Source organism: Undibacterium sp. WLHG33 (genome assembly GCF_049544815.1).
In the GTDB taxonomy this organism is placed as follows: Bacteria; Pseudomonadota; Gammaproteobacteria; order Burkholderiales; family Burkholderiaceae_D; genus Undibacterium.
On the sequence record NZ_CP186697.1, the window covers coordinates 3,100,086 to 3,124,704 of the forward strand.

At 51.5% G+C, this 24,619-nt stretch carries 18 protein-coding genes and 1 tRNA gene; 4 read left to right on the forward strand and 15 right to left on the reverse strand.

Annotated features, from left to right (window positions below; genetic code table 11):
- Positions 1–9: 9 nt before the first annotated feature.
- The 14 genes from dusA to ACOTSW_RS14175 form a co-directional block, all read right to left on the reverse strand.
- Positions 10–1,047, reverse strand: coding sequence for a tRNA dihydrouridine(20/20a) synthase DusA (dusA, locus tag ACOTSW_RS14110; protein WP_423679695.1), 1,038 nt, complete (start codon positions 1,045–1,047; stop codon positions 10–12).
- Between the two features lie 111 nt (positions 1,048–1,158).
- Positions 1,159–5,238 carry a DEAD/DEAH box helicase gene (locus tag ACOTSW_RS14115; protein ID WP_423679696.1) on the reverse strand — a complete coding sequence of 1,360 codons (4,080 nt, stop codon included), beginning with the start codon at positions 5,236–5,238 and terminating at the stop codon, positions 1,159–1,161.
- Between the two features lie 120 nt (positions 5,239–5,358).
- Entirely contained in the window at positions 5,359–5,664 is a 306-nt protein-coding gene (locus ACOTSW_RS14120) for a DUF1294 domain-containing protein (protein ID WP_423679697.1), read from the reverse strand.
- A 169-nt stretch (positions 5,665–5,833) separates the two neighbouring features.
- Entirely contained in the window at positions 5,834–7,198 is a 1,365-nt protein-coding gene (gene yegQ, locus ACOTSW_RS14125) for a tRNA 5-hydroxyuridine modification protein YegQ (protein ID WP_423679698.1), read from the reverse strand.
- Positions 7,199–7,331: 133 nt separating this feature from the next.
- The gene (locus ACOTSW_RS14130; RefSeq protein WP_423679699.1) at positions 7,332–8,213 is read right to left on the reverse strand and encodes a DMT family transporter; all 882 of its coding nucleotides are present in this window, start codon (positions 8,211–8,213) and stop codon (positions 7,332–7,334) included.
- A gap of 182 nt (positions 8,214–8,395) precedes the next feature.
- Positions 8,396–10,231 carry a translational GTPase TypA gene (typA, locus tag ACOTSW_RS14135; protein ID WP_423679700.1) on the reverse strand — a complete coding sequence of 612 codons (1,836 nt, stop codon included), beginning with the start codon at positions 10,229–10,231 and terminating at the stop codon, positions 8,396–8,398.
- A 184-nt stretch (positions 10,232–10,415) separates the two neighbouring features.
- On the reverse strand, positions 10,416–11,351 hold the full coding sequence (truB, locus tag ACOTSW_RS14140) for a tRNA pseudouridine(55) synthase TruB (RefSeq protein WP_423679701.1): 936 nt from the start codon (positions 11,349–11,351) through the stop codon (positions 10,416–10,418).
- Positions 11,352–11,386: 35 nt separating this feature from the next.
- Complete coding sequence (gene rbfA, locus ACOTSW_RS14145) at positions 11,387–11,776, reverse strand: 30S ribosome-binding factor RbfA (protein WP_423679702.1); 390 nt, start codon at positions 11,774–11,776, stop codon at positions 11,387–11,389.
- 57 nt (positions 11,777–11,833) lie between these two features.
- Complete coding sequence (gene infB / locus ACOTSW_RS14150; RefSeq protein ID WP_423679703.1) at positions 11,834–14,683, reverse strand: translation initiation factor IF-2; 2,850 nt, start codon at positions 14,681–14,683, stop codon at positions 11,834–11,836.
- Positions 14,684–14,730: 47 nt separating this feature from the next.
- Positions 14,731–16,290 (reverse strand): transcription termination factor NusA, encoded by a 1,560-nt coding sequence (gene nusA / locus ACOTSW_RS14155; protein ID WP_423679704.1) that lies wholly within the window; start codon positions 16,288–16,290, stop codon positions 14,731–14,733.
- Complete coding sequence (gene rimP, locus ACOTSW_RS14160) at positions 16,287–16,772, reverse strand: ribosome maturation factor RimP (protein ID WP_423679705.1); 486 nt, start codon at positions 16,770–16,772, stop codon at positions 16,287–16,289. Before rimP ends, nusA begins: the two co-directional genes overlap by 4 nt.
- A 214-nt stretch (positions 16,773–16,986) precedes the next feature.
- Entirely contained in the window at positions 16,987–18,546 is a 1,560-nt protein-coding gene (locus ACOTSW_RS14165; RefSeq protein ID WP_423679706.1) for a pseudouridine synthase, read from the reverse strand.
- On the reverse strand, positions 18,527–19,348 hold the full coding sequence (gene scpB / locus ACOTSW_RS14170) for an SMC-Scp complex subunit ScpB (protein ID WP_423679707.1): 822 nt from the start codon (positions 19,346–19,348) through the stop codon (positions 18,527–18,529). Before scpB ends, ACOTSW_RS14165 begins: the two co-directional genes overlap by 20 nt.
- Positions 19,349–19,639: 291 nt before the next feature.
- Positions 19,640–19,716: transfer RNA gene (locus ACOTSW_RS14175), tRNA-Met, on the reverse strand.
- A 139-nt stretch (positions 19,717–19,855) separates the two neighbouring features.
- On the opposite strand from ACOTSW_RS14175, the gene ACOTSW_RS14180 reads away from it, so the two are divergent.
- Positions 19,856–20,428: an NUDIX hydrolase gene (locus ACOTSW_RS14180; protein WP_423679708.1), complete on the forward strand. Its 573-nt coding sequence runs from the start codon at positions 19,856–19,858 to the stop codon at positions 20,426–20,428.
- Positions 20,429–20,547: 119 nt separating this feature from the next.
- Here ACOTSW_RS14180 and ACOTSW_RS14185 read toward each other — a convergent pair whose 3' ends face one another.
- Complete coding sequence (locus ACOTSW_RS14185; protein WP_423679709.1) at positions 20,548–21,750, reverse strand: ammonium transporter; 1,203 nt, start codon at positions 21,748–21,750, stop codon at positions 20,548–20,550.
- A gap of 189 nt (positions 21,751–21,939) precedes the next feature.
- Between ACOTSW_RS14185 and aat the strand changes: the two genes are divergently transcribed.
- The 3 genes from aat to ACOTSW_RS14200 all read left to right on the forward strand — a co-directional run bounded on the left by aat (position 21,940) and on the right by ACOTSW_RS14200 (position 24,592).
- Positions 21,940–22,656, forward strand: a complete 717-nt coding sequence (aat, locus tag ACOTSW_RS14190; protein ID WP_423679710.1) for a leucyl/phenylalanyl-tRNA--protein transferase — start codon at positions 21,940–21,942, stop codon at positions 22,654–22,656.
- Between the two features lie 17 nt (positions 22,657–22,673).
- Positions 22,674–23,402 carry an arginyltransferase gene (locus ACOTSW_RS14195; protein WP_423679711.1) on the forward strand — a complete coding sequence of 243 codons (729 nt, stop codon included), beginning with the start codon at positions 22,674–22,676 and terminating at the stop codon, positions 23,400–23,402.
- A gap of 140 nt (positions 23,403–23,542) precedes the next feature.
- The gene (locus ACOTSW_RS14200; RefSeq protein ID WP_190480830.1) at positions 23,543–24,592 is read left to right on the forward strand and encodes a quinone-dependent dihydroorotate dehydrogenase; all 1,050 of its coding nucleotides are present in this window, start codon (positions 23,543–23,545) and stop codon (positions 24,590–24,592) included.
- Positions 24,593–24,619 lie beyond the last annotated feature (27 nt).

The following is a 24,619-nucleotide window of genomic DNA, read 5'->3' on the forward strand; positions in this document are numbered from 1 at the left end:
GCCCTCTGATTATTGAGAAGATACTTCGAGACTGCGATCATACGCAGTCACTGTTTGCATGCGTTCAAAAGCTTCAAGCAATATGTCAGGATTACCGGAAGCCAGCTTTTTACTATCGGACAAAGTTTGCCGGAAAGCACGGGCACCAACCAGCCCCATCATCAATCCCAGCATGTGGCGTATCACGCTATTGAGGCGCAAACCCTTGCCTCCATTACCATACAATTCTAACTGACGATGAATATACGGAATCATCGCATGCAGAATTTCTTCACGGGTTTTGACCGGGGTCATGTCATCGTAAAAGAGCGCATCAAAGTCCGCCATAAAATAAGGATTGTGATATGCCTCACGCCCTATCATCACGCCATCGACATGCTGTAAATGCTGCTGCATTTCCGCCGTCGTTTTAATGCCGCCATTCAGAATAATTTCCAGCTCAGGAAACTCTCGCTTCAAGCGGTAGGCGTAATCATATTTCAGCGGCGGAATCTCACGGTTTTCGCGCGGCGACAAGCCTTTCAGGATTGCAGTTCGCGCATGCACGATAAAGGTTTTGCAACCTGCATCAGCGACCTGCCCGACAAAGTCACGCATAAATTCATACGAATCGACATCATTAATACCGATGCGATGCTTGACCGTGACATCAATGGAGACCGCATCTTTCATCGCCTTCACGCAATCCGCCACCAGTTGCGGCTCTGCCATCAGGCAAGCGCCGAAAGCGCCTTTCTGCACGCGCTCAGACGGGCAACCGCAATTCAGATTAATTTCATCATATCCCCACTCTTCGCCCAGTTTGGCGCAATGTGCGAGATCAGCAGGCTCGCTACCGCCGAGCTGCAACGCGACAGGATGTTCGCCGGGATTAAATTCCAGATGCCGTTGCAGATCACCATGAAACAGCGATCCGGTCGTCACCATCTCGGTGTACAGCCAGGTATGGCGGGTGATATGGCGATGAAACTGACGGCAATGGCGGTCACTCCAATCGAGCATCGGGGCCACGGAGACGCGGCGGGGAGGCAAAACTTGAGTAGTCACAATAAATACAATACAGCGTTAAGCAAACCGCTATTGTACCTCGCTACCTTGCTGACTCACTGCCACGTTGCGCTGGTCAGCAGGCGGCTCACCAGCGCGCGCACGAAGATATCAAACGTTTTCCTTCAGCAAGCGTAGTAATGCAGCCGTATCGAGCCGTGCCGCAACGTCGCCCTCGTCCAGCAGACTGTCTGCCAGATCTCGTTTTTCCGCATGCAAGGCGATGATTTTTTCTTCTATCGTGTTTTGTGTCACCAGACGATAAATCGTGACCGGTCTTTGTTGTCCCATGCGATGCGCGCGATCAGAGGCCTGATCCTCGACCGCCGGATTCCACCACGGGTCGAGATGAATGACATAATCGGCGGCGGTTAGATTCAGTCCTGTGCCGCCCGCCTTCAGGCTGATCAGGAACACATCACCATCACCGGCCTGAAATGCGTCAACGCGTTTTTTGCGTTCGGTTGCAGAGGTACTTCCATCGAGGTACTGATAACGGATACCTTTCCTATCAAGGCTGTCGCGTACGATCGCCAGATGATCGACAAACTGACTGAACACCAGTGCTTTATGGCGGTTGTCCAGCAATTCATCGATGGTGTCTTCAAACACCGCCAGCTTACTGCCGCTGATTGTGGAATTTTTTAATACCAGTTGCGGGTGGCAGCAAAAACGGCGCAGTTTGGTAATCTCTGCCAGCACTTTCAGCGATTGCCCTTCTTCCGCACTGAGCGAGGCAATTTTATCCATCGCTTCCTGCCGCAAAGCTTCGTACAAATGGCGTTCTTCATCACTCAGCTCAACTTGCAAGGTAATCTCGGTACGCGGTGGTAACTCTGTCAGCACCTGGGTTTTGGTACGCCGTAAAATGAACGGCTGTATCAGCTTTTTCAGATGCTGACGTGCGGGCTTGTCACCGCGCTCTATCGGCGTACTGAATTTATCGGTAAAACGCTCTTTAGATCCGAGCAAGCCGGGATTAATAAAGCGGAACAGATTCCACAACTCACCCAGATGATTTTCTACCGGCGTGCCGCTGGCGATCATTTTAAAATCTGCCGTTAATGCCATCGCTGCCTGACTGCGCTTGGTTGCGGAATTTTTGATGACTTGCGCTTCATCCAGCACCACGCTGTGCCAATGTTGCGCAGCGAAAGCCCCGGCATCCGACTGCAACATGCCGTAACTGGCAATGACCAGATCGAAAGGCCCGAGATCAGCCAGTGAACGATGACTGTGATACGCCCGCACCTTCAGCGTCGGCGCAAAGCGCATGACTTCTGACTGCCAGTTCATCGCCACCGAAATCGGTGCCACCACCAGCGCAGGTCCGCCCGGCGCTCTGTCCAGTAACAAGGCCAGCGTCTGCACAGTTTTCCCCAAGCCCATGTCATCCGCCAGACAAGCACCGACACCCCAGTGCGCAAGCCGTACCAGCCACTGGTAACCCGCCAATTGATAGTCGCGCAATTCTGCCTGCAGCGTAGAAGGAACCTGCGGGTAAAAATCTGCCAGCGCATCGAGTTTATTCACTTGCTCACGCCAGGCTGCATCGGCTTCTATTTCGCCGGCTTCCGCAACCAGTTCTGCCAGCGCAGGTGCCGCCAGCGCATTCAGGCGTATGCCATCGGCACCTACTTCACCTAATGCGCGCAACTCATCGAGCCGCTTGCGAAAACTGTCGGTCAGCGCCAGATAATCATTCTCACCTAATTGCAGGAAACGTCCGCGAGCTGATCCTGCCATTTGCAGCAGTTCACGCAGCGCCAACACCCGCCCGTCATCCAGCGATAACTCGCCGCCAGCAACAAACCACTCGCCCTGCTTTTTAATCGTCAGGCGTAAATTCTGCAGCGAACGACTGCCTCTCAACCGGAAACGTTCGCCCTCAGGCCACACCAGTTGCAGGCGCTCCGCAGGCACGGCGCGTAATTGCTCCAGCAATTCCAGACATTGTTCAGGATGCTGCAACTGCCATTCCTGTCCGCTCTCTTCGGCATGGGCAAGTGCGGGGCAGGCATCGAGCACGAATTGCATCAGAGCTTTTTCCTGTTGCAGATCGCGACTCGCCTGCACCGGCACGCCCGCCTGCTCCCCAAGCACATTGACCGCGCCTTTCCCCGGCTGAAACCAGCCACCATCCGCCAGAGGCCGCATCAGCAATTGCACGCGCAAGCCTTCCTGCAAGGGCAGTAAATGCGCAAACATGGTCTGGTCTGCGGCCAGCGTGGTGATATGCGCAGCCAGCTCCGGTAAATCAGAATGAATTGCCAGATGCGGCGCAATCGCGGCAATCACATCGACTAACTGCGCCTTGGCTGTTACTGGCACCGTCAGGCCGCGGCCAAGGATGCCAGTAATCTGTTTGATTTCCGGGCTGGAGGTGTACACGGCCAGACGGGTCGGCGTTTCTTTTTTCCAGACTACGCTCGCATCCGCGCTGATGAATGGTTCCAGTTGCAAGCTGATCTGATCGCCATTCTCTTTCAACTGCAACGCGATATCGCCTTTAACGACATCAATGCGAACATCCGGCGCATCCGACCAGTACACCGCAGGGTGTGTAACCAGAAACGGCAGCGCTTTATCGATATTGATTTCAAATTCACTGCCACCGTAATAACTGTCAGACGCGCGACGTATGCAGGCAGCAATCTGTTTATCCTGCTCAGTCAGATAGGGGAAAGCATCCAGCTCCTGCGCCAGACGCCGCAATGCAACCGGGCGCCCTTTACTCCAGACACCTTTGCTACTGCGCTTCTGCTCACGCGGCTCAATTTTCAGCTCCTGAAAATGAAATTCCAGTAACCAGGCAAGGCGCATTTCTTCCTCTTTTTTTGCTGCAACCGCCGCACTGGCAGGCTTGAGTTGTGACAGTGCATTCAGCGCCCGCTTCCATCCTTCTTCGCGCTGCAAAGCGAGCAACAAGGGCTGGATATTCTTCTGGCGATGCCATTCGGGGAATTGCGGCACTTGTTTAAACTGATGCACCAGCAAGACATCGAGCTCCGCCGCTACCCACTGATAGCCGAAGCGAACCATGGTCTCACGCATTTCCAGCAGCTTTGCGTGCAAGCGCGGATGAGGTGGTGCGTCTTGCCAGTACGCACCGATTGCCTCAAACAAGGCGTCGATATCATGTGCAGTACGAACATTAAAATGCGATACCGGTAACACGACGCCTTGCGCCATGTGATTCGTCAGCGGCTGCAAAACATAGTAGCTGAACGCATGTCGCTGTTTCACACCCTCATCCACCTGCGCTTTCGCTAATTGCAAACTACCGGTGTCATTCTTTGCCAGCATAGCGACCGTACTCAGCAAACCAAGTAAATCGGGAATAAAAATTTTCCGCTTACCACTGCTGGCTTTTTGCATCTGCGCATAGGTTTGCGCCAGCCCGACGGCAACCGGCATTTTGTTTTGCAAGACCGCCATCGCAATCAGCATTTCGCCCTGAAATTGCGGCGGCAACTGACGCTGCAACCGCGCGAGGCGCTCGAAGTCGCCGCGCAATAAGGCTTGCCAAGCAACGAGCCCCATCAATTGCGGCCAGCTGTTGGATTCCTGATCCATCTGCTGACAAGCGTATTCGTACGCCAGACGGCAATCGAGTAACTCCCAGTTCGCTTTGACAAAAATATCCGTCAGCACCATGCCCTGATCAATCGGCCGGAGTTGAGAAAATAAGCGGATACCATCTTCATGCTGGAAAAATTCTGCACCAGGAATAAGCGCATGATCGTTTTTAACACTGAGAAATTTTTCACGCCATAGCAAGGCCTCATCGGTTCTGCCAAGCAGCACGGAAAACAGCATTTCACGACTGTAAAATTCGGCATCGTAGGATTTCCAGTGCTGATATTCGCCGTGCTTTTTCAATAAATCACGAATCTGGCTGATCCATAATTTCATACCGCCACTCTGCTGCAAACGCAGCAATACCGGCATGCGCCAGTCATCACGCAAGATATAACCCAGGCCGATTTCCTGCCGCAAAACCTGACGCTTGCACAAATCCAGCATCAGATCTTTGAGCAGCTTCGCATCGTAGGGATTACCCATCAGGGTTTTCGCACCGCGCAACTGCATTAACTCCAGCGCTTTGGTCTGGCTCAGCGGTGCGGTATATAAAGCCGTGGCATATACGATGGGTAATTCGTCGTCGGTGAGGCGGTCAAACAAATCCATAGAAAGTCAATGAGCTGAAATGAAGGATAAGAAAATTGGCAGACATGTACAGCATCTGTGTTTTATCACGTTTCCAATGGAAGATCACGCAAACAGATCAATGTGACGACAGCCACTTTTTTAATGCACGGTTGAGAAAAATACGCAGGCGGCAAGCAACGCCAATACGAACAGCCAGTGCAGCACCAGCATCAGAAAAAACCATCGCAGGAACGATCGCTTCACCGACTTGTGGCGTAGAAATTTGTGTGCCAACAACGCCCCGGGCCAGCCACCGATCAGACTCAGCAACAATAGTTTTTTTTCGGGAACGCGTGATCTGCGCTGAATCGCCGCTTGCTTATCGTAAAAATAAACCAGAAAACACAGCAGACTGAGCAGCAGGTAGTAAGACAGCGTCAGCGCAAGTATGAGTAGATAGGACACCGGCTATGTGGAAAAAGAGAAACCATGCGATTCAGCGACATAAAAATACTCCCCCGGAGTATCCTAAAACCACCTTTGTTTATAAGGACATCAGGGGTGTTTTACAAAAAACAGGGGGGAGTATCCAAATTTTGCTTCAATACCGCATGTATCATGCGGTATTGAGTGCTTACAGCATTTTTGCCAGCAAGGCTTTTTCGTATTTCGCATCCAGCGGAATGCGCACAGTATGACCTGCACCGCCAATGATGTTGAGTGACTGGTTTTCTTTGTTACGCATTTCGGACAGCGTCACGATTTCATTGCCATTCGGCGAAATGATTTCGATCTGATCGCCGACGGCGAAACGGTTTTTCACTTCTACTTCCGCCCAGCCATCGGCCACATTCAACACCTGACCAACGTACTGGCTGCGGTGCGCCTGCGATACGCCTTCCATGTAGTTCTGATGGTCTTGCGTGTGATGACGCTGATAAAAACCGTCGGTATAACCACGGTTCGCCAGACCATTCAACTCACCCAGCAATTGCGGGTTAAACGGACGACCAGCCACCGCATCGTCAATCGCACGACGATACACCTGAGCAGTACGCGCCACGTAATACAGCGACTTGGTACGACCTTCCACCTTCAGGGAATCCACACCGATTTTCGCCAGACGCTCGACGTGTTCCACCGCGCGCAAGTCTTTGGAATTCATGATGTAGGTGCCGTGCTCATCTTCCAGAATCGGCATCAGGCTGCCCGGCTTACCGGTTTCTTCGATCAGGTAAGGACGGTCTGCTAGTGGATGACGCTTCATATCGCCCATCGCAGAGAACGACTGATTCGCATCTTCCAGGGCTTTATTGAAATCGAACTTGATGGTTTCGACCGGAATATTCACCAGATCGCCGGTTTCGTTTTCTGATGCATTGGAAACCTTGTAATCCCAGCGGCAGGAATTGGTGCAGGTGCCTTGATTCGGATCGCGGTGATTGAAGTAACCGGACAACAGGCAGCGGCCGGAGTACGCGATACACAGCGCGCCGTGTACAAACACTTCCAACTCCATATCCGGGCATTCCTGACGGATTTCTTCGATTTCATCGAGTGACAGTTCGCGTGACAGAATCACACGGGTCAGGCCCATTTTTTTCCAGAATTTGACGTCTGCCCAGTTCACCGCATTCGCCTGTACCGACAAATGCACAGGGACTTCCGGCCATTTTTCACGTACCATCATGATCAGACCAGGATCAGCCATGATCAGCGCATCCGGTTTCATGGCGATCACCGGCTCCATGTCGCGCAGATAGGTCTTGAGCTTGGAGTTATGCGGGAAAATATTGCTTGCAACAAAAAACAATTTGCCACGTGCATGGGCATCATTAATCCCTTGCTGCAACACTTCCAGCGTCGAAAATTCATTGTTACGCGCACGCAGGCTGTAACGTGGCTGACCGGCATACACCGCGTCAGCACCGAAGTCGAAAGCGGCATGCATTTTTTCCAGCGAACCCGCTGGCAGTAAGAGTTCAGGGGCTTTTAACATAGCAGAACCATCCGAAAAAAATATTGGCGACTGATAATCGTACAAAATAACTGTACAAAAATAATCGCACTAAATAATTACATTAACAAATATAACAACAGGCTGGCACCATTACCGGACAACGCTGCATTATTCAGGATGCACTCTCGCGCATCGACGCCAGTTCATTCAGTATCAGCGCAATCAATACGATCGCCCCACCGGTGATCGTTGCCTGTGCGGGCATTTCACCCGCCCCCAGCCATGCCCAGATCGGTGCCAGCAGTACTTCCAGCAGGCACAGCAGGGAAATTTCCGGCGCGCTCAGACTGGCGGAAGCCCTGACCATCAACATGCACGGTAAGCCCAGTTGAAAAAAACCCAGAATTGCCAGCAACAATACATCATGCAACGATGCCTGCAATGGCAAGGCAAACGGCAGCATTACCAGCGCAGAAATAGAACCACCCAGAAATACTGCCGGAATCAGATCAACCGCATGCCCGCCTTTTTTCATCAGGATCACATTGACGGAAGCGGCAACCGGCACCCCCAGTGCAATCAGCATGCCGAGCAAACCGCGCTGATCGACCTCTGACAAACTGCCCGCAAACATCCATCCCATGCCGAGGCAGGCGGCAGCGATTGCCCACCATGTGCGTGCCGGTATCCGTTCACGCAAAATCATCCAGGCCAGAAATGCGGTAAATAAAGGCGCAAGGCTTTCCATGATCGAGGTATTCGCCACTGTCGTCATGGTCATGGCGATCATGAAACAGGAATACATGGTCGCCCACATACAACCGGATAAAAATCCCAGCTTACCAAGCAGGCGTAAGCGCGGAACAAAGCCACGTCCGTATTGTTTCAACATCACCACCATGACGAACACGGCCGCAAACAAACTACGCCAGAACGTTACTTCAAACCCTTTTGCCGAATCCAGATGCCGCGTAAAGACCCCGGCAATACTCCACAAAGTGGCGGTCACTATCATCAGAATCACCGCGCCACGGTGGCTTAGCTTGTTTGACATTCCCTACCTGCTTATCAATTGATCCAGCGATTACCGGTTCCGCAGTGTCGCTGTCGCCGCCCGGTGAATCAAACCCGGAGGCAGCCCGGTCTGCTCGATAGAAAAACCCGTTTGACTCCCACCTGTGGCAAGAGCGAAACGGGTTGATCTTCATGCGCCACAGCGCATGAATACCTCAGCAATTACGCTTCGCGTGATGCTTTTTTACGTTCGTGTTCTTTCAGGAAACGCTTACGCAAACGGATACTCTTCGGTGTCACTTCAACCAGTTCGTCATCCTCAATAAACTCAACTGCATACTCGAGCGACAATTGAATTGGCGGAACCAGACGCACAGCTTCATCTGTACCGGAAGCGCGAACGTTAGTCAGCTGTTTACCTTTAACCGGATTCACAACCAGATCGTTATCGCGGGAATGGATACCGATGATCATACCCTCGTAAACCGGGTCATTGTGGCTGACGAACATACGGCCGCGATCCTGCAGTTTCCAGATCGCATAAGCCACGGCTGCGCCGTCTTCCTGAGAGATCAGCACACCGTTACGACGACCAGCCAGCTCACCTTTGCTGTTGTCAACCGGTGCATAATCATCAAACACATGACTCATCAGACCTGTACCGCGAGTCAATGTCATGAATTCACCCTGGAAGCCGATCAGGCCACGGGCCGGAATACGGTATTCCAGACGTACACGACCTTTGCCGTCCGGTTCCATGTTTTGCAGATCGCCGCGACGACGACCCAATTCTTCCATGACGCCGCCCTGATTGGTTTCTTCAACGTCCACTGTCAGGTTTTCGTATGGTTCGTAACGCACACCATCCACCATTTTGAACACGACACGTGGACGGGAAACTGCCAGCTCAAAGCCTTCACGACGCATGTTTTCGATCAGAATTGTCAGATGCAACTCACCGCGGCCGGACACTTCGTAGCAGGAATCATCACCTTCAGCCTGAACAACGCGCAACGCCATATTCGATTTCAGTTCGCGTTCCAGACGGTCACGGATCTGACGTGTGGTCACGAATTTACCTTCGCGGCCGGCCAGTGGTGAACTGTTGACCATGAAATTCATCGTCAATGTAGGTTCATCGATCTTCAGCATAGGCAAGGCTTCTGGCGCGTCCGGCGCACAGATCGTGGAACCGATGCCGATTTCTTCAATACCGTTAATGAGGACGATGTCACCTGCTTGTGCCTCATCAACCAGTACGCGATCCAGACCTTTGAATGTCAGCACCTGATTGATACGGGCTTTGGTTGGTTTGTCTTCCGGACCGTTCATCCAGACGACGTCTTGCAGACCACGGATACGGCCACGCAGGATACGGCCAACACCGATTTTACCAACGTAAGAGGAGTATTCGAGAGATGTGATTTGCAGTTGCAACGGACCATCCGGATCATCTTCGCGTGCCGGAACGTGTTTCAGAATCGCGTCAAACAGTGGCTCCATGTTACCTTCGCGTACTGTGTCTTCCAGACCGGCGTAACCTTTGAAACCGGATGCGTAAACAATCGGAAAATCCAGTTGTTCATCGGTTGCACCGAGTTTATCGAACAGTTCGAAAGTCGCGTTAACTGCTTTTTGCGGATCAGCATTTTCACGGTCGATCTTGTTCACAACGACGATAGGCTTCAGACCCAGCGCGAGTGCTTTACGTGTCACGAAACGGGTTTGCGGCATCGGACCTTCTTGCGCATCGACCAGCAACAGAACCGAGTCAACCATGGACAATACACGTTCCACTTCACCACCAAAGTCAGCGTGGCCCGGCGTATCAACGATGTTAATGTGCGTACCTTTGTATTCCACCGCGCAGTTTTTGGACAGAATCGTGATACCACGTTCTTTTTCAATATCATTCGAATCCATCACGCGGGAATCGACCTGTTGGTTTTCGCGGAAAGTGCCGGATTGACGCAATAATTGGTCAACCAGTGTGGTTTTGCCGTGATCAACGTGGGCGATGATGGCAATGTTACGAATAGCGCGTTTTGTAGTGGACATGGTAACGTTCATTTGGGGTAAATCGGATAACCCACGATTATAACATGCTGCAACGCAAAAGCATAAAACACCTATTATTTCAAGGAGTTGCTACAAAGCGATGACAACGATAATGATGACTGGCGATGCTGTTGCAAGCTCACACCTGCTGCACAACATCCACAGTTAAACCTTATACGGATAACTATGATTCCTGCGTATTGATCAGACGTTCCGGCGCAAGGATACCGAATTCCTGTAACTGGGCTGAGCCCAGCAATTGCCCGTCAGAGTCCCGATACACCCGGACTCTGCCAATGACCTGCGGCAGACTGACAGTTTCTTTGCCCAACGCCAGCCTTTGCCCATGCAGAAAACGTCGGGCCAGTTCTTGATTCAAATGTACTACCGGAAAACTCGACAGCAAAGCGTCCACAGGATCAAGCAAGGCCAGTCGTTGCTCTTCAGGCAAAGACTCCAGAAAGTCCAGCGTAATGGACTTCTCCAATACCAGATGACCGACCTGAATCCGGCGCAGCTCTTTCAGATGCGCACCGCATCCCAGCGCCGCGCCGATATCTTCACCCAAGACGCGAACGTACGTCCCTTTACTGCATTTCACTCTCAGGCTGAGCAAGGGAGCATCATAAGCAAGAAATTCCAGCTCATGGATCACCACATGACGCGCCTCGCGTTCAAGGGTGACGCCGGCTCTTGCGTACTCATACAAGGGTTTACCATCACGCTTCAGCGCCGAATACATAGGAGGCACCTGCGCAATCGGGCCAGTGAATTGTTTTAAAACCTGCCGTATCTGCTCTTCAGAGACATCCACGCTTCTGGTTTCAAGTACATCACCCTCAGTATCCCCGGTCGTCGTGGTGACACCGATATGGACGACAGTTGTATAGGTCTTATCAGCCTCCAGCAAGTCCTGAGAAAACTTGGTTGCCTCGCCAAAACATAGAGGCAACAAGCCAGTCGCAAACGGGTCCAGCGTACCCGTGTGACCCGCCTTCATCGCATTCAGCAAGCGTTTCGCTTTAATCAAGGCGTCATTACTGGAAAAGCCAACCGGCTTATCCAATAGCAAAACACCGTGCACAGGTACACGGGGACGTTTTTTAGTCTGAGTTGTCATAAGCCTGGAAAGCCGGAGAGAACTCCGGTCAGAGATCAGTTTTCGCCATCGTCTTTAGCACGGGTGGCATTCGCTTCATCAATCAGCTTAGACATGGCCATACCACGTATCGTTGATGTGTCATGGATGAAGTGCAATTGCGGCAGAGTATGGATATGCAAACGCAAACCCAATTGGGCTCGCAGAAAACCAGCGGCGCGCGCCAGCGCATCACTTGTTGCTTTAATGGCAGCCGGATCGTCTGCCAGTGTCGTGAAGAAAATTTTTGCGTGTGCATAATCAGGTGTGAGCTGCACCTCCGTCAGCGTGATCATACCAACGCGCGGGTCTTTCAACTCAGACCAGATGATTTCAGCCAGATCCTTCTGAATCTGATCAGCAACGCGCAAACCACGACCCGGTATATTTTTACTATGTTTTGCCATAAATTATTTTTTGCCTCTATAAACCAGAACCCCGGCCTGGGCCGGGGTTGGCTTGACTTACAGAGTACGTGCAATTTCCTGTACTTCAAATATTTCTAGGTTATCGCCAACCTGAATGTCGTTATAGCCTTTCAGCGACAAACCGCATTCCATACCGGCGCGAACTTCTTTAGCGTCATCTTTATAGCGTTTCAGGGAATCCAGCTCACCAGTCCATGTGACGACATTATTGCGCAACAGACGGACAGACGATGTCCGTTTCACCATACCATCAGTGACCAGACAACCTGCAATCGCACCGACTTTGCTGACCAGGAATACCTGCTTAACTTCAACCATACCGATGATCTGTTCACGTTTTTCCGGCGCCAGCATGCCGGACAAGGCCGCTTTCACTTCATCGACAGCATCGTAAATGATGTTGTAGTAGCGAATATCCACACCATTCGACTCTGCCAGCTTGCGTGCAGACGCATCAGCGCGGGTGTTAAAGCCAATAATAACGGCCTTAGAAGCAACCGCCAGATTGACGTCATTTTCAGAGATGCCACCAACTGCCGCGTGCACAACCTGCACACGCACTTCGCTGGTAGACAATTTCTGTAAAGACTGAACCAGAGCTTCCTGGGAACCTTGTACGTCGGTTTTGACGATGATAGGCAGATTTTTAACTTCACCCTCGCCCATGTTTTCAAACATGTTTTCGAGTTTAGCGGCCTGCTGTTTCGCCAGTTTGACATCACGGAATTTACCCTGACGGAACAAAGCAATTTCACGTGCTTTGCGCTCATCAACCATCACCATGACTTCTTCACCTGCCGCCGGCACTTCTGTCAGCCCCTGAATCTCCACCGGGATCGACGGACCAGCTTCAGTAATATTGACGCCATTCTCATCCAGCATCGCACGAACGCGACCGTAGGAAGAACCCGCCAGTACTACGTCACCACGTTTCAGAGTGCCGGACTGCACCAGAATAGTGGCAACCGTACCGCGACCTTTATCCAAACGCGCCTCAACAACCAGTCCTTTGGCAGGCGCATCTTTCGGTGCTTTCAATTCCAGCACTTCGGCCTGCAGCAACACGTTTTCCAACAGCGAGTCGATACCAAAACCGGTTTTTGCTGACACCTGAACAAATGGTGAATCGCCCCCGTATTCTTCTGGAACGACGCTTTCAGCGATCAGCTCTTGCGTCACGCGATCTGCATTGCCACCCGGCTTATCAATTTTATTGATAGCGACAACCAGTGGCACACCTGCTGCTTTTGCATGCGCAATCGCTTCTCTTGTCTGCGGCATAACGCCGTCGTCGGCGGCCACGACCAGAATCACGATATCGGTCGCTTGCGCACCACGTGCACGCATCGCAGTAAATGCCTCATGCCCCGGAGTATCAAGGAATGTGATCATACCGCGCGGAGTTTCAACGTGATAAGCACCAATGTGCTGCGTAATACCGCCTGCCTCACCCGATGCCACTTTGGAACGGCGAATGTAATCCAGCAACGATGTTTTACCGTGATCGACGTGACCCATCACTGTCACCACAGGCGCACGCGGGAAAGACTCGTACTCAGTATGTTCAGCAGCATCAGTCAGCAACGCTTCCGGATCGTCAAGTTTGGCGGCAAATGCTTTATGCCCCATTTCCTCAACCAGAATCATTGCTGTTTCCTGATCAAGAACCTGGTTAATCGTGCACATCTGGCCTAATTTCATCAGATGCTTGATAACCTCAGACGCCTTGACCGACATCTTGTGTGCTAACTCCGCGACTGTCAGTGTTTCCGGTACATAAACATCTTTTACTATCGCTTCAACAGGCACCTGGAAGTTAGACTCACGTTCTTCATGATGACTATTACGGCGTCCTTTCGGACCGCCTTTCCAGCCTTCACGACCACCGGAAGTATCGCCACGGGTTTTCAGACCACCGCTGCGTTTTTTAGAATCTTCCTGCCACGTAGAGGAGACATTCGCGGATTTAATCGCCTTCTTATCTCCGGTCGCCGGCTTTTTGTCATCCTTTTTGTCTGCACTTGCCACTGCTGGCTTTTTATCTCCGGCTTTTTTATCTGCCGGTTTATGCAAGGTACCTTCAGCCTTAGCTGTCACCGCAGGCGCAGATGGCGCTGCTTTAACTGGACGACGCGCTGCATTCATCATTTCTTTGATCTGCGCAACTTCGTCAGCTACTGCTTTTCTTGCCTTTTCTGTAGCCGCTGCACGCTCTGCGGCTTCTTTTGCTTCTAAGGCAGCTTTTTTCTTTGCTTCTTCTGCTTCCAAACGTTTTTTCTCTTCATCTGACTGGGAAGGCTTCGCCTCCACAGTTTTTGCTGCGGCAGCAGCGGCTGCGGCTTGCTCAGCCTTCAGCCGCTCTGCCGCTGCTTTGGCAGCTTCTGCTTCCGCAGCTTCACGCATTGCTTTTGCCTGAGCTTCCTTTTCAGCTTCCAGCTTGGCAAGACGCTCCTGCTTCTCACGCAACTCAGCTTCCTGACGTGCTATCAGTTCAGCTTCGCGGCGGGCCTCTTCTTCACTGACCGCTGGCTCTGTCGGCTCGGCTGCAACAGCTCGCGCTGCAACATCATCCGCGGCCACTTCATCGCGTTTGACGAACGTACGCTTCTTACGGACTTCAACCTGAATGGTGCGAGATTTGCCTGTCGCATCCGCCTGCTTAATCTCCGTTGTCTCTTTACGAGTCACCGTGATTTTTTTCTTTTCAATGTCAACCGAAGATCCATGTGAACGACGCAGATGTTCCAGCAATCGGTCTTTATCTTCTTTTGTCAACGAATCTGACGTCGAATTTTTTTCGACACCCGCTCCACGCAATTGCGTGAGCAACAATTCCGCTGACATTTTCAGCTCGGTGGCAAATTGGGCAACGTTGTTACTCGCCATTCAGTCCTCTTTTTCTATGTGCGCGTTATGAATATGAAACCCGTGAATTACTTTGCTTCTACGAGTTTCCAGGCATTGGCTAACAAAGCCTTGGCCTGATCATCATATTTAGCGTCGATGAGCTTCATCTCATCATCGGTCACATCTTCAAATGCTTCTTTAATTAAATGGCGTGAACGGTCGGCAGACAATGCCAAAATCGCGCCAAATTCGTCGTACGCCAGACCAGCAAAGGCTTCCAGCGTCTTGATGCCAGCCAGCCCCAGCTTACCGGCGATCACACGCGTCATTCCTTCCAGGTTGATCAGTTTTTCGTCCATGCCCTCGAGCCCTTCTTCAGAAGCAATCGCTTCCGTCAGCAGCGCATCTCGTGCACGGTTACGCAGCTCATTAACCGTATCTTCATCAAACGCCTCAATTTCCAGCATTTCAGTGATAGGCACATAAGCTATTTCTTCCAGACTGGAGAAACCTTCTTCGACCAGAATCTCTGCAACTTCCTGATCGACATCGAGTTTTTCCATGAACAAAGCGCGAATACCGGCAGTTTCCTGCTCCGCTTTGCTGGCAGACTCTTCCGCCGTCATGATATTAATTTGCCAGCCAGTCAGTTCCGACGCGAGGCGTACATTCTGACCGCTGCGGCCGATGGCAATCGCAAGATTTTCTTCGTCAACCACCACATCCATACCGTGCTTGTCTTCATCGACCATGATAGAAGACACGTTCGCCGGCGCCAGTGCACCGATCACGAATTGAGCAGGATCTTCAGACCACAACACGATATCAACACGTTCGCCGCCTAGTTCGCCAGTGACAGCCTGAACGCGGGAACCGCGCATACCTACACAAGTACCGATAGGATCAATACGTTTATCCGCTGTATAAACAGCGATTTTCGCGCGGACACCAGGGTCGCGAGCGGCAGACTTGATTACCAGAGAACCCTGTTCAATTTCGGGCACTTCCAGCTCAAACAATTTCATGATGAATTCGGGCGCTGTACGGGACAAGATCACCTGCGGTCCGCGGGCATTGCGATCAATACGCAAAATATATGCACGGACACGATCACCAACACGCAAATTTTCTTTAGGAATCATTTGATCGCGTGGCAGGCGAGCCTCAATTTTACCAGACTCAACTACCGCATCACCGCGTTCCATACGTTTAATCGTACCAGTGACCAGCGAATCGCCGCGCTCAAGGAAGTCAGCCAGGATCTGCTCACGTTCTGCATCACGAATACGCTGCAGAACAACTTGCTTTGTATCCTGTGCAAAACGACGGCCAAAATCAACGGACTCGATTTCTTCTTCGATATAGTCGCCAATCTGAATTTCAGGGTCATCCTCAACCGCTTCGAAATGCAGAATTTCCTGATCCGGCAATTGCAAACCAGCCTCATCAGGAACGACATGCCAGCGACGGAAAGAACGAAACTCACCGGTGTCGCGATCAATTTCAACGCGAATATCCACTTCACCTGGAAAACGCTTTTTTGTCGCTTGCGCTAAAGCATGCTCCAGCGCGCCGAAAACAACTTCTTCATCGACGTTTTTTTCGCGTGCCAGCACATCAACCAATAACAACAAATCACGACTCATGCTTTGCGACTCCTAAAATCCACTTGCGGCACCAGACGTGCCTTATCCACATCGGCGAGCGTAAACTCCAGCATGGCCGACCCATCTTTTACTTCAAATTCCAGCTTCAGATTATCACCCTCAGGCTCATGCAAAATGCCTTCGAATGTTTTACGGTTTGGCGTACCAGGTAAAGACATACGTAATTTCACGTTGGCTTTTTCACCGGCAAAACGCACATAGTCTGCAAGCTTCTTCAGCGGCCTGTCGAGACCCGGCGAAGATACTTCCAGACGATTGTAATTAACATTTTCAACCGTCAGCACATGCGACAACTGATGACTGACCTTCTCACAGTCCTCAACTGTGATGTTGCCTTTCTCAATATCGTCCGGCAAAAAATCGATGTATACCCTGAACAGGCCACGTTCAGCCTGTTCAAAATCCACCAGATCATATCCAGTGCCGTTGACAGTCTTCTCTATTAAATCCAGCAAAACCAAACTATTCTCCGAAAGTCACAAACCTGCACTCACACAAAATCAGTCATACCAAACGATAAGACCAAAAAAAAATGGGCAACTGCCCATCTTTTTTTCGTAGCACCCGAGCCAAACAACTCTTCAGGCGTAATCTGCTAACTACCAGATTATAAACGATTATTTACCCCATCGCAATGGAAGACAGGGCAAAACAACGATAATTCATGCCACTAAATCAAGCACCACGCGCACGTCTGCGTGCGGCAACCCCCTGCCCTATCGCCTGTCCGCTGCCACGGATTGTTGGCCCACGGCGCTGTTGCCCCACATCAGGAAAACCCAGTGCTGTTTGTAGTGGATCAGGCTGCCTGCTGCGCTTATTCCCGGAACCTCCTGCGCTGCCAGACTTATTGCCACTAGTGTTACTACCACGACCTGAGCCATATTCACCACGCCCGCCTGACATAGGGAAAGATGATTGCTTTTGCGTAAAGGGCGTGACACCAAACGGCACTTTATTGCCGTAACTTTTGCCACTTTTTGCCGCAGGTTTATCAGAAGCCGCTTTTTCCAGCCCGCTTAATTTCATCAGGCTACGGACAGCATCCTCACCCAACTCTTCCCAGCGACCACGCTTCAGGTTGGCAGGCAATGTCATTGCACCGTAACGGGTACGGATCAGACGTGAAACGGTCAAGCCAACCGCCTCAAACATACGACGCACCTCACGATTACGGCCCTCGCCAATAATCACGCGATACCACTTATTCACCCCCTCACCACCACCATCGGTAATTTTGGAGAACTGCGCCATACCATCTTCCAGCTCCACACCAGCCAGCAGACGCTGACGCATCCCTTCTTCGAGCTCACCAAGAGTGCGGACCGCATATTCGCGTTCAATACCGTAACGGGGATGCATCAGACGGTTCGCCAGATCACCGGACGTGGTAAATAAGAGCAATCCTTCTGTGTTGTAATCGAGACGACCAACTGCCAGCCACTTGCCGACCTTCATCGTCGGCAGGCTTTCAAATACCGAATTGCGCCCCTCAGGATCATTCGTACTGACAATTTCACCGGCAGGCTTATGGTAAATCAGGACGCGCGGCGGCTTTTTACTGACCTTGCGCATAATCGGCTTACCATTAATCCGCACCTGATCGGTAGGCAGAATACGCTGCCCGATATGCGCCGGCTCTCCGTTCACCGACACGCGACCGGCAACAATCAGATCTTCCATATCACGCCGCGAGCCAAGTCCCGCTTCCGCAAGAACCTTGTGCAACTTAGGTGCATCATCATCCGCCGTCAGATCACGACGCACAGACTTGGTATTACGCCCCTTCCCCTTCGACTTTTCATCTTCAGCAACGTCGGCATCAAATGCCTCGGATGTGACAAATGAAAACACATCATCCGGAGTATCAGCACCGCGACGAGCACCTTTAACCTGCTGCGGACGACGCCCGTTACCACGCGCACCAGCGGAACCCGCTTCACGTGCAGAGCGCTCAGCGCGGGCAGATGACTGTCCACCGTCAGCACGATCAGTACGCGACTTACGCTGACGATTCTGATTCGGGGAACGCGAACGCTCAGCAGCAGCATTTGACACAACAGACGACGCAACATCAGCGGACTCAGTCACCTCTGCTGACGCAACAACATCCGGTTTAGCTCGGGTTCTGCGCATATTGCGCGGACCGCGTACGCCGCGTTTGACTGGCTTTCCATTATCGGCGCCATTTTGCGCCTGATCGTTATTCACATCTTCAGGATTCATTGGATTCATTCTTCAATTCTATTTGAGACTGCTGAAGCAGATCAGCACCCGATTCCGTATCCGGCACCAGCCCTCCGGTCGCCTGATCACTTGTATTTTCAACAGCAACAAGCTCAACACCCCCAACTTCAGGTGCATCTTCCTGCCCAGATGCAATCTCTTCAGAGGATGACTGCATCAAACTAAAACTTTCCTGAGCACCCGCACTCAACCGCTCCGCGAGACTACCCGGCACTGACTCATCAGCGGACGCCTCAGGAGACTCATCCGCATCAGCCTTCGTAATTTGCTGCAGAGGCGGCAACTGATCCAGCGAGGCGAGACCAAGATCACTTAAAAACTGCTTTGTCGTTGCAAACAGAGCCGGACGCCCGGGGACATCACGATGACCGATCACCTCAATCCAGCAACGATCCTCCAGCGCCTTGATCATTTGCGAGGCAACAGTCACGCCACGAATTTCTTCGATATCACCCCTCGTCACAGGCTGGCGATAGGCAATAATAGCCAAGGTTTCCATCGTCGCCCGGGAATATTTGGGTGGTTTCTCAGGATTGAGCCGATCAATATATGCGCGCATTTCAGGACGACTCTGGAAACGCCAGCCATTCGACAGACCAACCAGCTCAATACCCTTATCCGACCAGTCCAGACGCAGATCTTCCAGCATCGATTTGATGGTGTCAGCACCGACCACGTCACCTTGATCGTCAGTTTCCTGAAACAGCTTTTTCATGGAATTCACGGTCAGCGGCTCAGGCGCGCATAACAAGGCTGTTTCGAGGACTCGCTTTGCCTCAGCAGTATTCATGCAAATAGTAATTACACGGGTTTAATAGATGTCATACAGCAGGACGAAGCAGCAATAAACTTGCTTCAACCCACAACTTTATGCATTTAATTTTGTCGCACCCCATTCAGGTGACGACGCCCATCAAGAGGGCAGATCAGGGTGTATTTGAGAGCACAAAAAAATAAGTGGTGCCCGACCCGTCAAATCAGTAGATGCTAGATTGTAGTCCATATTGTGGAACACAATCAAAAATAATCATCGTTCTAAGAAAAAAAAGCCACGTAACAACGCGGCTTTTTTTTGTAATTCTGGTTGCGGGGGCAGGATTTGAACCTACGACCTTCGGGTTATGAGCCCGACGAGCTGCCAGACTGCTCCACCCCGCGTCTGAAGGGATAAACTATACACGTTTTTGCTGCTTTGCGCAAATCTTTCGCAATGCAATGACAATTACCAGTCAAAGCACGCCAAACGCGCGATGAATTGATACACTGCTGAGACCGCTTAATTTTTTCGCCATTTACCATGAAATTCTGTTCCGATTGCGCGGCTCCCGTCGAGCTGAAGATCCCCGCTGACGATACCCGCGAACGTTTCGTCTGCACGTCTTGCGGCGCCATCCATTATCAGAATCCCAAGATGGTAGTCGGCTCAATACCGGTATGGGAAGAGAATGGCGAATTGAAAATCCTGCTTTGCAAACGGGCGATCGCGCCACGCTACGGCTACTGGACTTTACCGGCAGGCTTCATGGAAAACAATGAAACGACCGCACAGGCAGCACAAAGAGAAACGGAGGAAGAAGCCGGCGCCAATATCCAGTTACACGACTTATTCTCTATTCTGAATGTGCCGCATGTGCATCAGGTACATCTGTTTTACCGCGCCACTTTACTGGATCTGAATTACGCAGCAGGCACGGAAAGTCTGGAAGTGCAACTGTTCTCAGAAAAAGAAATCCCGTGGAATGAGATTGCCTTCCCAACCATCAGCTATACCCTGAAATTCTTTTTTGAAAACTACAGCCGTGCCCAGCAAGGTGAATGCTACAAACTCTACGCGCATGACATCTTTAAACCGATGCGACAAGAAGATTAAGCGATACCACGCAAAGATGCTTCAAAATAAAAAAGGGTGGAAATTCCACCCTTTTTTATTTTGAAGCCTCACCTCTCTCGCTGATACTCCAGCACTGCGATCGCCATCTTCAGCAGATATTACCAACTGGATTCGCGCTCTGCCGTCGATGAAATTTTATGTATCGACAAATCAGCCCCCTCGAATTCCTGCTCAGGATCGAGACGTATGCCCATGGTTTTTTTCAACAAACCGTAAATCGCGTAGCCACCGGAAAATGCAATCACAATGCCGAGCACGGTACCAAAGACTTGCGACAACAAACTGACGCCGCCCAGCCCGCCCAGCATCTTCTGACCAAAAATACCGGCAGCCATCCCGCCCCACGCGCCGCACAAACCATGCAAAGGCCAGACACCGAGCACATCATCCACCTTCCATTTATTTTGTGTCCAGGTGAACATCCAGACAAAAATAGCACCGGCCACACCACCGGTGATCAGCGCCCCCAGAGGATGCATCAGATCAGAGCCGGCGCAAACCGCGACCAGACCCGCCAGCGGGCCGTTATACACAAAGCCGGGATCATTCTTCCCCATCAGCAAAGCGACCAGCGTTCCGCCCACCATCGCCATCAGGGAATTAATCGCCACCAGACCATTCATCTTATCCAGCGTCTGTGCGCTCATGACGTTGAAGCCGAACCAGCCCACCGTTAATATCCACGCACCCAGCGCCAGAAATGGAATACTGGAAGGTGGGTGCGCCGCAATCGCGCCATTTTTCATATACCGGCCACGGCGCGCGCCCAGCAGCAGCACCGCAGGCAACGCGACCCATCCGCCAAAAGCATGCACCACAACAGAACCGGCGAAATCATGGAACTCCTCAGAAAAAGCCGCTTTCAGCCAGTCCTGAATGCCGAAGCGGTGATTCCAGGCGATGCCTTCAAACAAAGGATATAAAACACCGACCAGCACTGCCGTTGCAATCAGTTGCGGATAGAATTTAGCGCGCTCGGCAATGCCGCCGGAAATAATTGCCGGTATCGCTGCCGCAAAGGTCAGTAAAAAGAAAAATTTCACTAGCTCAAAACCATTCTTTGCCACCAGCACTTCAGCGCCGGAATAAAACTGGATGCCATAAGCGATGCTGTAACCGACAAAGAAATAAGCAATCGTCGATACCGCGAAATCGACAATAATCTTCACCAGTGCGTTGACCTGGTTTTTTTTGCGCACAGTGCCTAATTCCAGAAACGCAAATCCTGCGTGCATTGCTAGAATCATGATTGCACCGAGCAAAATAAACAAAGCATTGGCGCCATCGATTTGTACGTTCATGCTGATACCTCCCATTAAATGTGCACTTCTGAATTAATTTCACACAGATAAAGCAATAAACATTCCAATTTGGTGCAAACACTTTAAGTCATTGAATTTTATGGATAATATCAATTTAACACGCACCATGTACAAGCATTTTGCACGCCACAAAAGCGCAGTTTTAGTGCAAATACAGAAAGGAGTGCGATGATTCCCTGGCTGGAAGCGGAAACGCCCTTTCCTGATGCAGCGACGGCACTTACTGAGCGGGATGGTGCGGCTGGCCTTCTGGCAGCAGGAGCAGATCTGTCGCCGCAGCGCCTTTTAATGGCATACAAACAAGGTATTTTCCCCTGGTTTTCTGAAGGCCAGCCGATATTGTGGTGGTCCACCGACCCGCGCATGGTGCTGCAAATATCGGACTTCAGAATTTCAGACAGTCTGAAAAAAAGCTTAAAAAAAATCCGTACCGATCCTCGCTGGGAAATCCGCTTTGACTCGGCTTTTGAACAAGTCATGCGCGCCTGCGCGGCACCGCGCAAAGATGGCAACGGCACCTGGATATCCGAAGACATCGTGGCGGGCTACTGCGGTCTGCATCAGCTCGGTTACGCGCACTCATCCGAAGTCTGGCTCGATGGTGAGTTAGCCGGCGGCGCTTACGGCGTTTGCATCGGTCGCATGTTTTATGGCGAATCCATGTTTGCACGGGTATCGAATGCCTCCAAAATTGCGCTGAGTCACCTGGTATTTTTCTTACGTGAACACGGAGTGAAAATGATAGACTGCCAGCAAGAGACAGCGCACCTGGCTTCACTGGGCGCAAAACCCATCGCCCGCGCCGAGTTTATCCGTTGGATAGCACAGGCGACCACACAACCGATGATCGAGGAATGGCAACCGCTGAGGACGCTATATCAATGACAGCAAAGTAAATCACCGTGACGCAACTCAACGAACTTCCTTTTGCGAGCATACAGTTTTATGCAACCGCGCCCTACCCTTGCAGCTATCTGGAAGGACTGGAGGCGCGCTCGCAAGTGGCGACACCGGCGCATCTGATTAATGCAGACACATATTCAGAACTGGTCAGAAAAGGTTTCCGGCGCAGTGGTAATTTCATCTATCGCCCGTATTGCGACGCCTGCCGTGCCTGTACCCCGGTCAGAGTCAGGGTGGATGAATTCAGCGAAAACCGCAGCCAGCGCCGGGCGTGGAAAAAACACGCGAATCTGACAGCACGCGTGACGACACTCGCGTATTCGCACGAGCACTATGAACTGTATCAGCGCTATCAGAATCAGCGTCACACCGGCGGTGGCATGGATAACGACAGCCGCGAACAATATGCGCAGTTTCTGTTGCAAAGCCGGGTCAATACCCGTCTGGTTGAATTCCGCGACGAACACCATGTACTGAAAATGGTCAGTATCATCGACGTACTGAGCGACGGTTTGTCATCTGTCTACACGTTTTTTGAACCGGATGAAGCAGCCGCCTCGTATGGTACTTACAACGTCTTGTGGCAAATACGGCAGAGCAAAGAATTAAAACTGCCCTATGTTTATCTTGGCTACTGGATTGCCGCCAGCGCCAAGATGGCTTACAAAACCAATTTCACGCCGCTTGATGCGCTGATGCATGGACAATGGCAAACGCTGGCGGCGTAATCAGTCTGAGAATCATCTGAAAACACATCAAAATGCGGAAAAACAGCTCAAATATACTCCCCCCAGTATTTTTTAAAGCCCACTATTTACGCTGACAATTCGGCTTTTTTCTTATATACCCCCCATTTTTTATAAATATCATGGCAAATAACTTACTTTACTCGCTGGCACGTCCGCTGCTGTTCGCAATGGAACCGGAAGCCGCCCACCACTTTGCCTTGCCTGCACTGCGCGGACTCTGCCATCTCGGTCTTGGCGGTCTGATCAGCAAACCAGCCGCCGATGTGCGTACTGTCATGGGGGTGCATTTCCCGAATCCGGTCGGGCTGGCGGCGGGGTTGGACAAAGACGGCGCCTACATCGACGGCCTCGCCGCGCTCGGTTTTGGCTCGATAGAAATCGGCACCGTCACGCCGCGCGCGCAGCCGGGTAATCCGCAGCCACGCATGTTCCGCCTGCCAAAAGCAGAAGCGATCATCAACCGTATGGGATTCAACAACGGCGGCGTTGATGCATTCGTCAACAATGTGCAGTCATCGCGCTTTTATCAGGAAAAGCAAGGTGTGCTCGGCCTGAACATCGGCAAAAACGCCGACACGCCGATAGAACGTGCCGCCGAAGATTATCTGCACTGCCTGCAAAAAGTGTATCCGTACGCGAGTTATGTGACGGTGAATATTTCTTCACCGAACACCAAAAACCTGCGCCAGTTACAAGGTGCGGGCGAGTTAGACAGTCTGTTGTCGCAACTCAAGGATGCCCAGCAACGCCTGGCCGATCAACACAAACGCTATGTGCCGGTGGCGCTGAAAATTGCACCGGATATCGATGCCGAGCAAATCAAAACCATCGCCGATGCGCTGTTGCGTCACAAGATGGATGGCGTCATCGCCACCAATACCACGATCACCCGCGATGCGGTGCAAGGTCTGCCACATGCAGAAGAAGCTGGCGGCTTATCCGGCAAACCCGTGTTTGAATTATCGAATCGCGTGATCCGCGCACTGAAAGCAGAACTCGGTGAAGAATTGCCCATCATCGGCGTCGGCGGCATTTTCTCCGGCGAGGATGCAGTGACAAAAATACAGGCAGGCGCGTCACTGGTACAACTGTATTCCGGCCTGATTTATCAGGGCCCGGCGCTGATCAGGGAATGTGCCGCAGCGTTGCACAACGTACGCTCGTATTAATTTAAAAATGCTTTAACAATGTTTGAT

What these genes read in the sequence shown, in the direction of transcription:
- aat (WP_423679710.1), top strand. Translation starts at nt 21,940, where the DNA reads ATGATTCCCTGGCTGGAAGCGGAAACGCCCTTTCCTGATGCAGCGACG.
- ACOTSW_RS14130 (WP_423679699.1), bottom strand. Translation starts at nt 8,213, where the DNA reads ATGTCAAACAAGCTAAGCCACCGTGGCGCGGTGATTCTGATGATAGTG.
- ACOTSW_RS14165 (WP_423679706.1), bottom strand. Translation starts at nt 18,546, where the DNA reads ATGAATCCAATGAATCCTGAAGATGTGAATAACGATCAGGCGCAAAAT.
- ACOTSW_RS14200 (WP_190480830.1), top strand. Translation starts at nt 23,543, where the DNA reads ATGGCAAATAACTTACTTTACTCGCTGGCACGTCCGCTGCTGTTCGCA.
- typA (WP_423679700.1), bottom strand. Translation starts at nt 10,231, where the DNA reads ATGTCCACTACAAAACGCGCTATTCGTAACATTGCCATCATCGCCCAC.
- infB (WP_423679703.1), bottom strand. Translation starts at nt 14,683, where the DNA reads ATGGCGAGTAACAACGTTGCCCAATTTGCCACCGAGCTGAAAATGTCA.
- ACOTSW_RS14180 (WP_423679708.1), top strand. Translation starts at nt 19,856, where the DNA reads ATGAAATTCTGTTCCGATTGCGCGGCTCCCGTCGAGCTGAAGATCCCC.
- nusA (WP_423679704.1), bottom strand. Translation starts at nt 16,290, where the DNA reads ATGAGTCGTGATTTGTTGTTATTGGTTGATGTGCTGGCACGCGAAAAA.
- yegQ (WP_423679698.1), bottom strand. Translation starts at nt 7,198, where the DNA reads ATGTTAAAAGCCCCTGAACTCTTACTGCCAGCGGGTTCGCTGGAAAAA.
- scpB (WP_423679707.1), bottom strand. Translation starts at nt 19,348, where the DNA reads ATGAATACTGCTGAGGCAAAGCGAGTCCTCGAAACAGCCTTGTTATGC.
- rbfA (WP_423679702.1), bottom strand. Translation starts at nt 11,776, where the DNA reads ATGGCAAAACATAGTAAAAATATACCGGGTCGTGGTTTGCGCGTTGCT.
- ACOTSW_RS14185 (WP_423679709.1), bottom strand. Translation starts at nt 21,750, where the DNA reads ATGAACGTACAAATCGATGGCGCCAATGCTTTGTTTATTTTGCTCGGT.
- truB (WP_423679701.1), bottom strand. Translation starts at nt 11,351, where the DNA reads ATGACAACTCAGACTAAAAAACGTCCCCGTGTACCTGTGCACGGTGTT.
- ACOTSW_RS14115 (WP_423679696.1), bottom strand. Translation starts at nt 5,238, where the DNA reads ATGGATTTGTTTGACCGCCTCACCGACGACGAATTACCCATCGTATAT.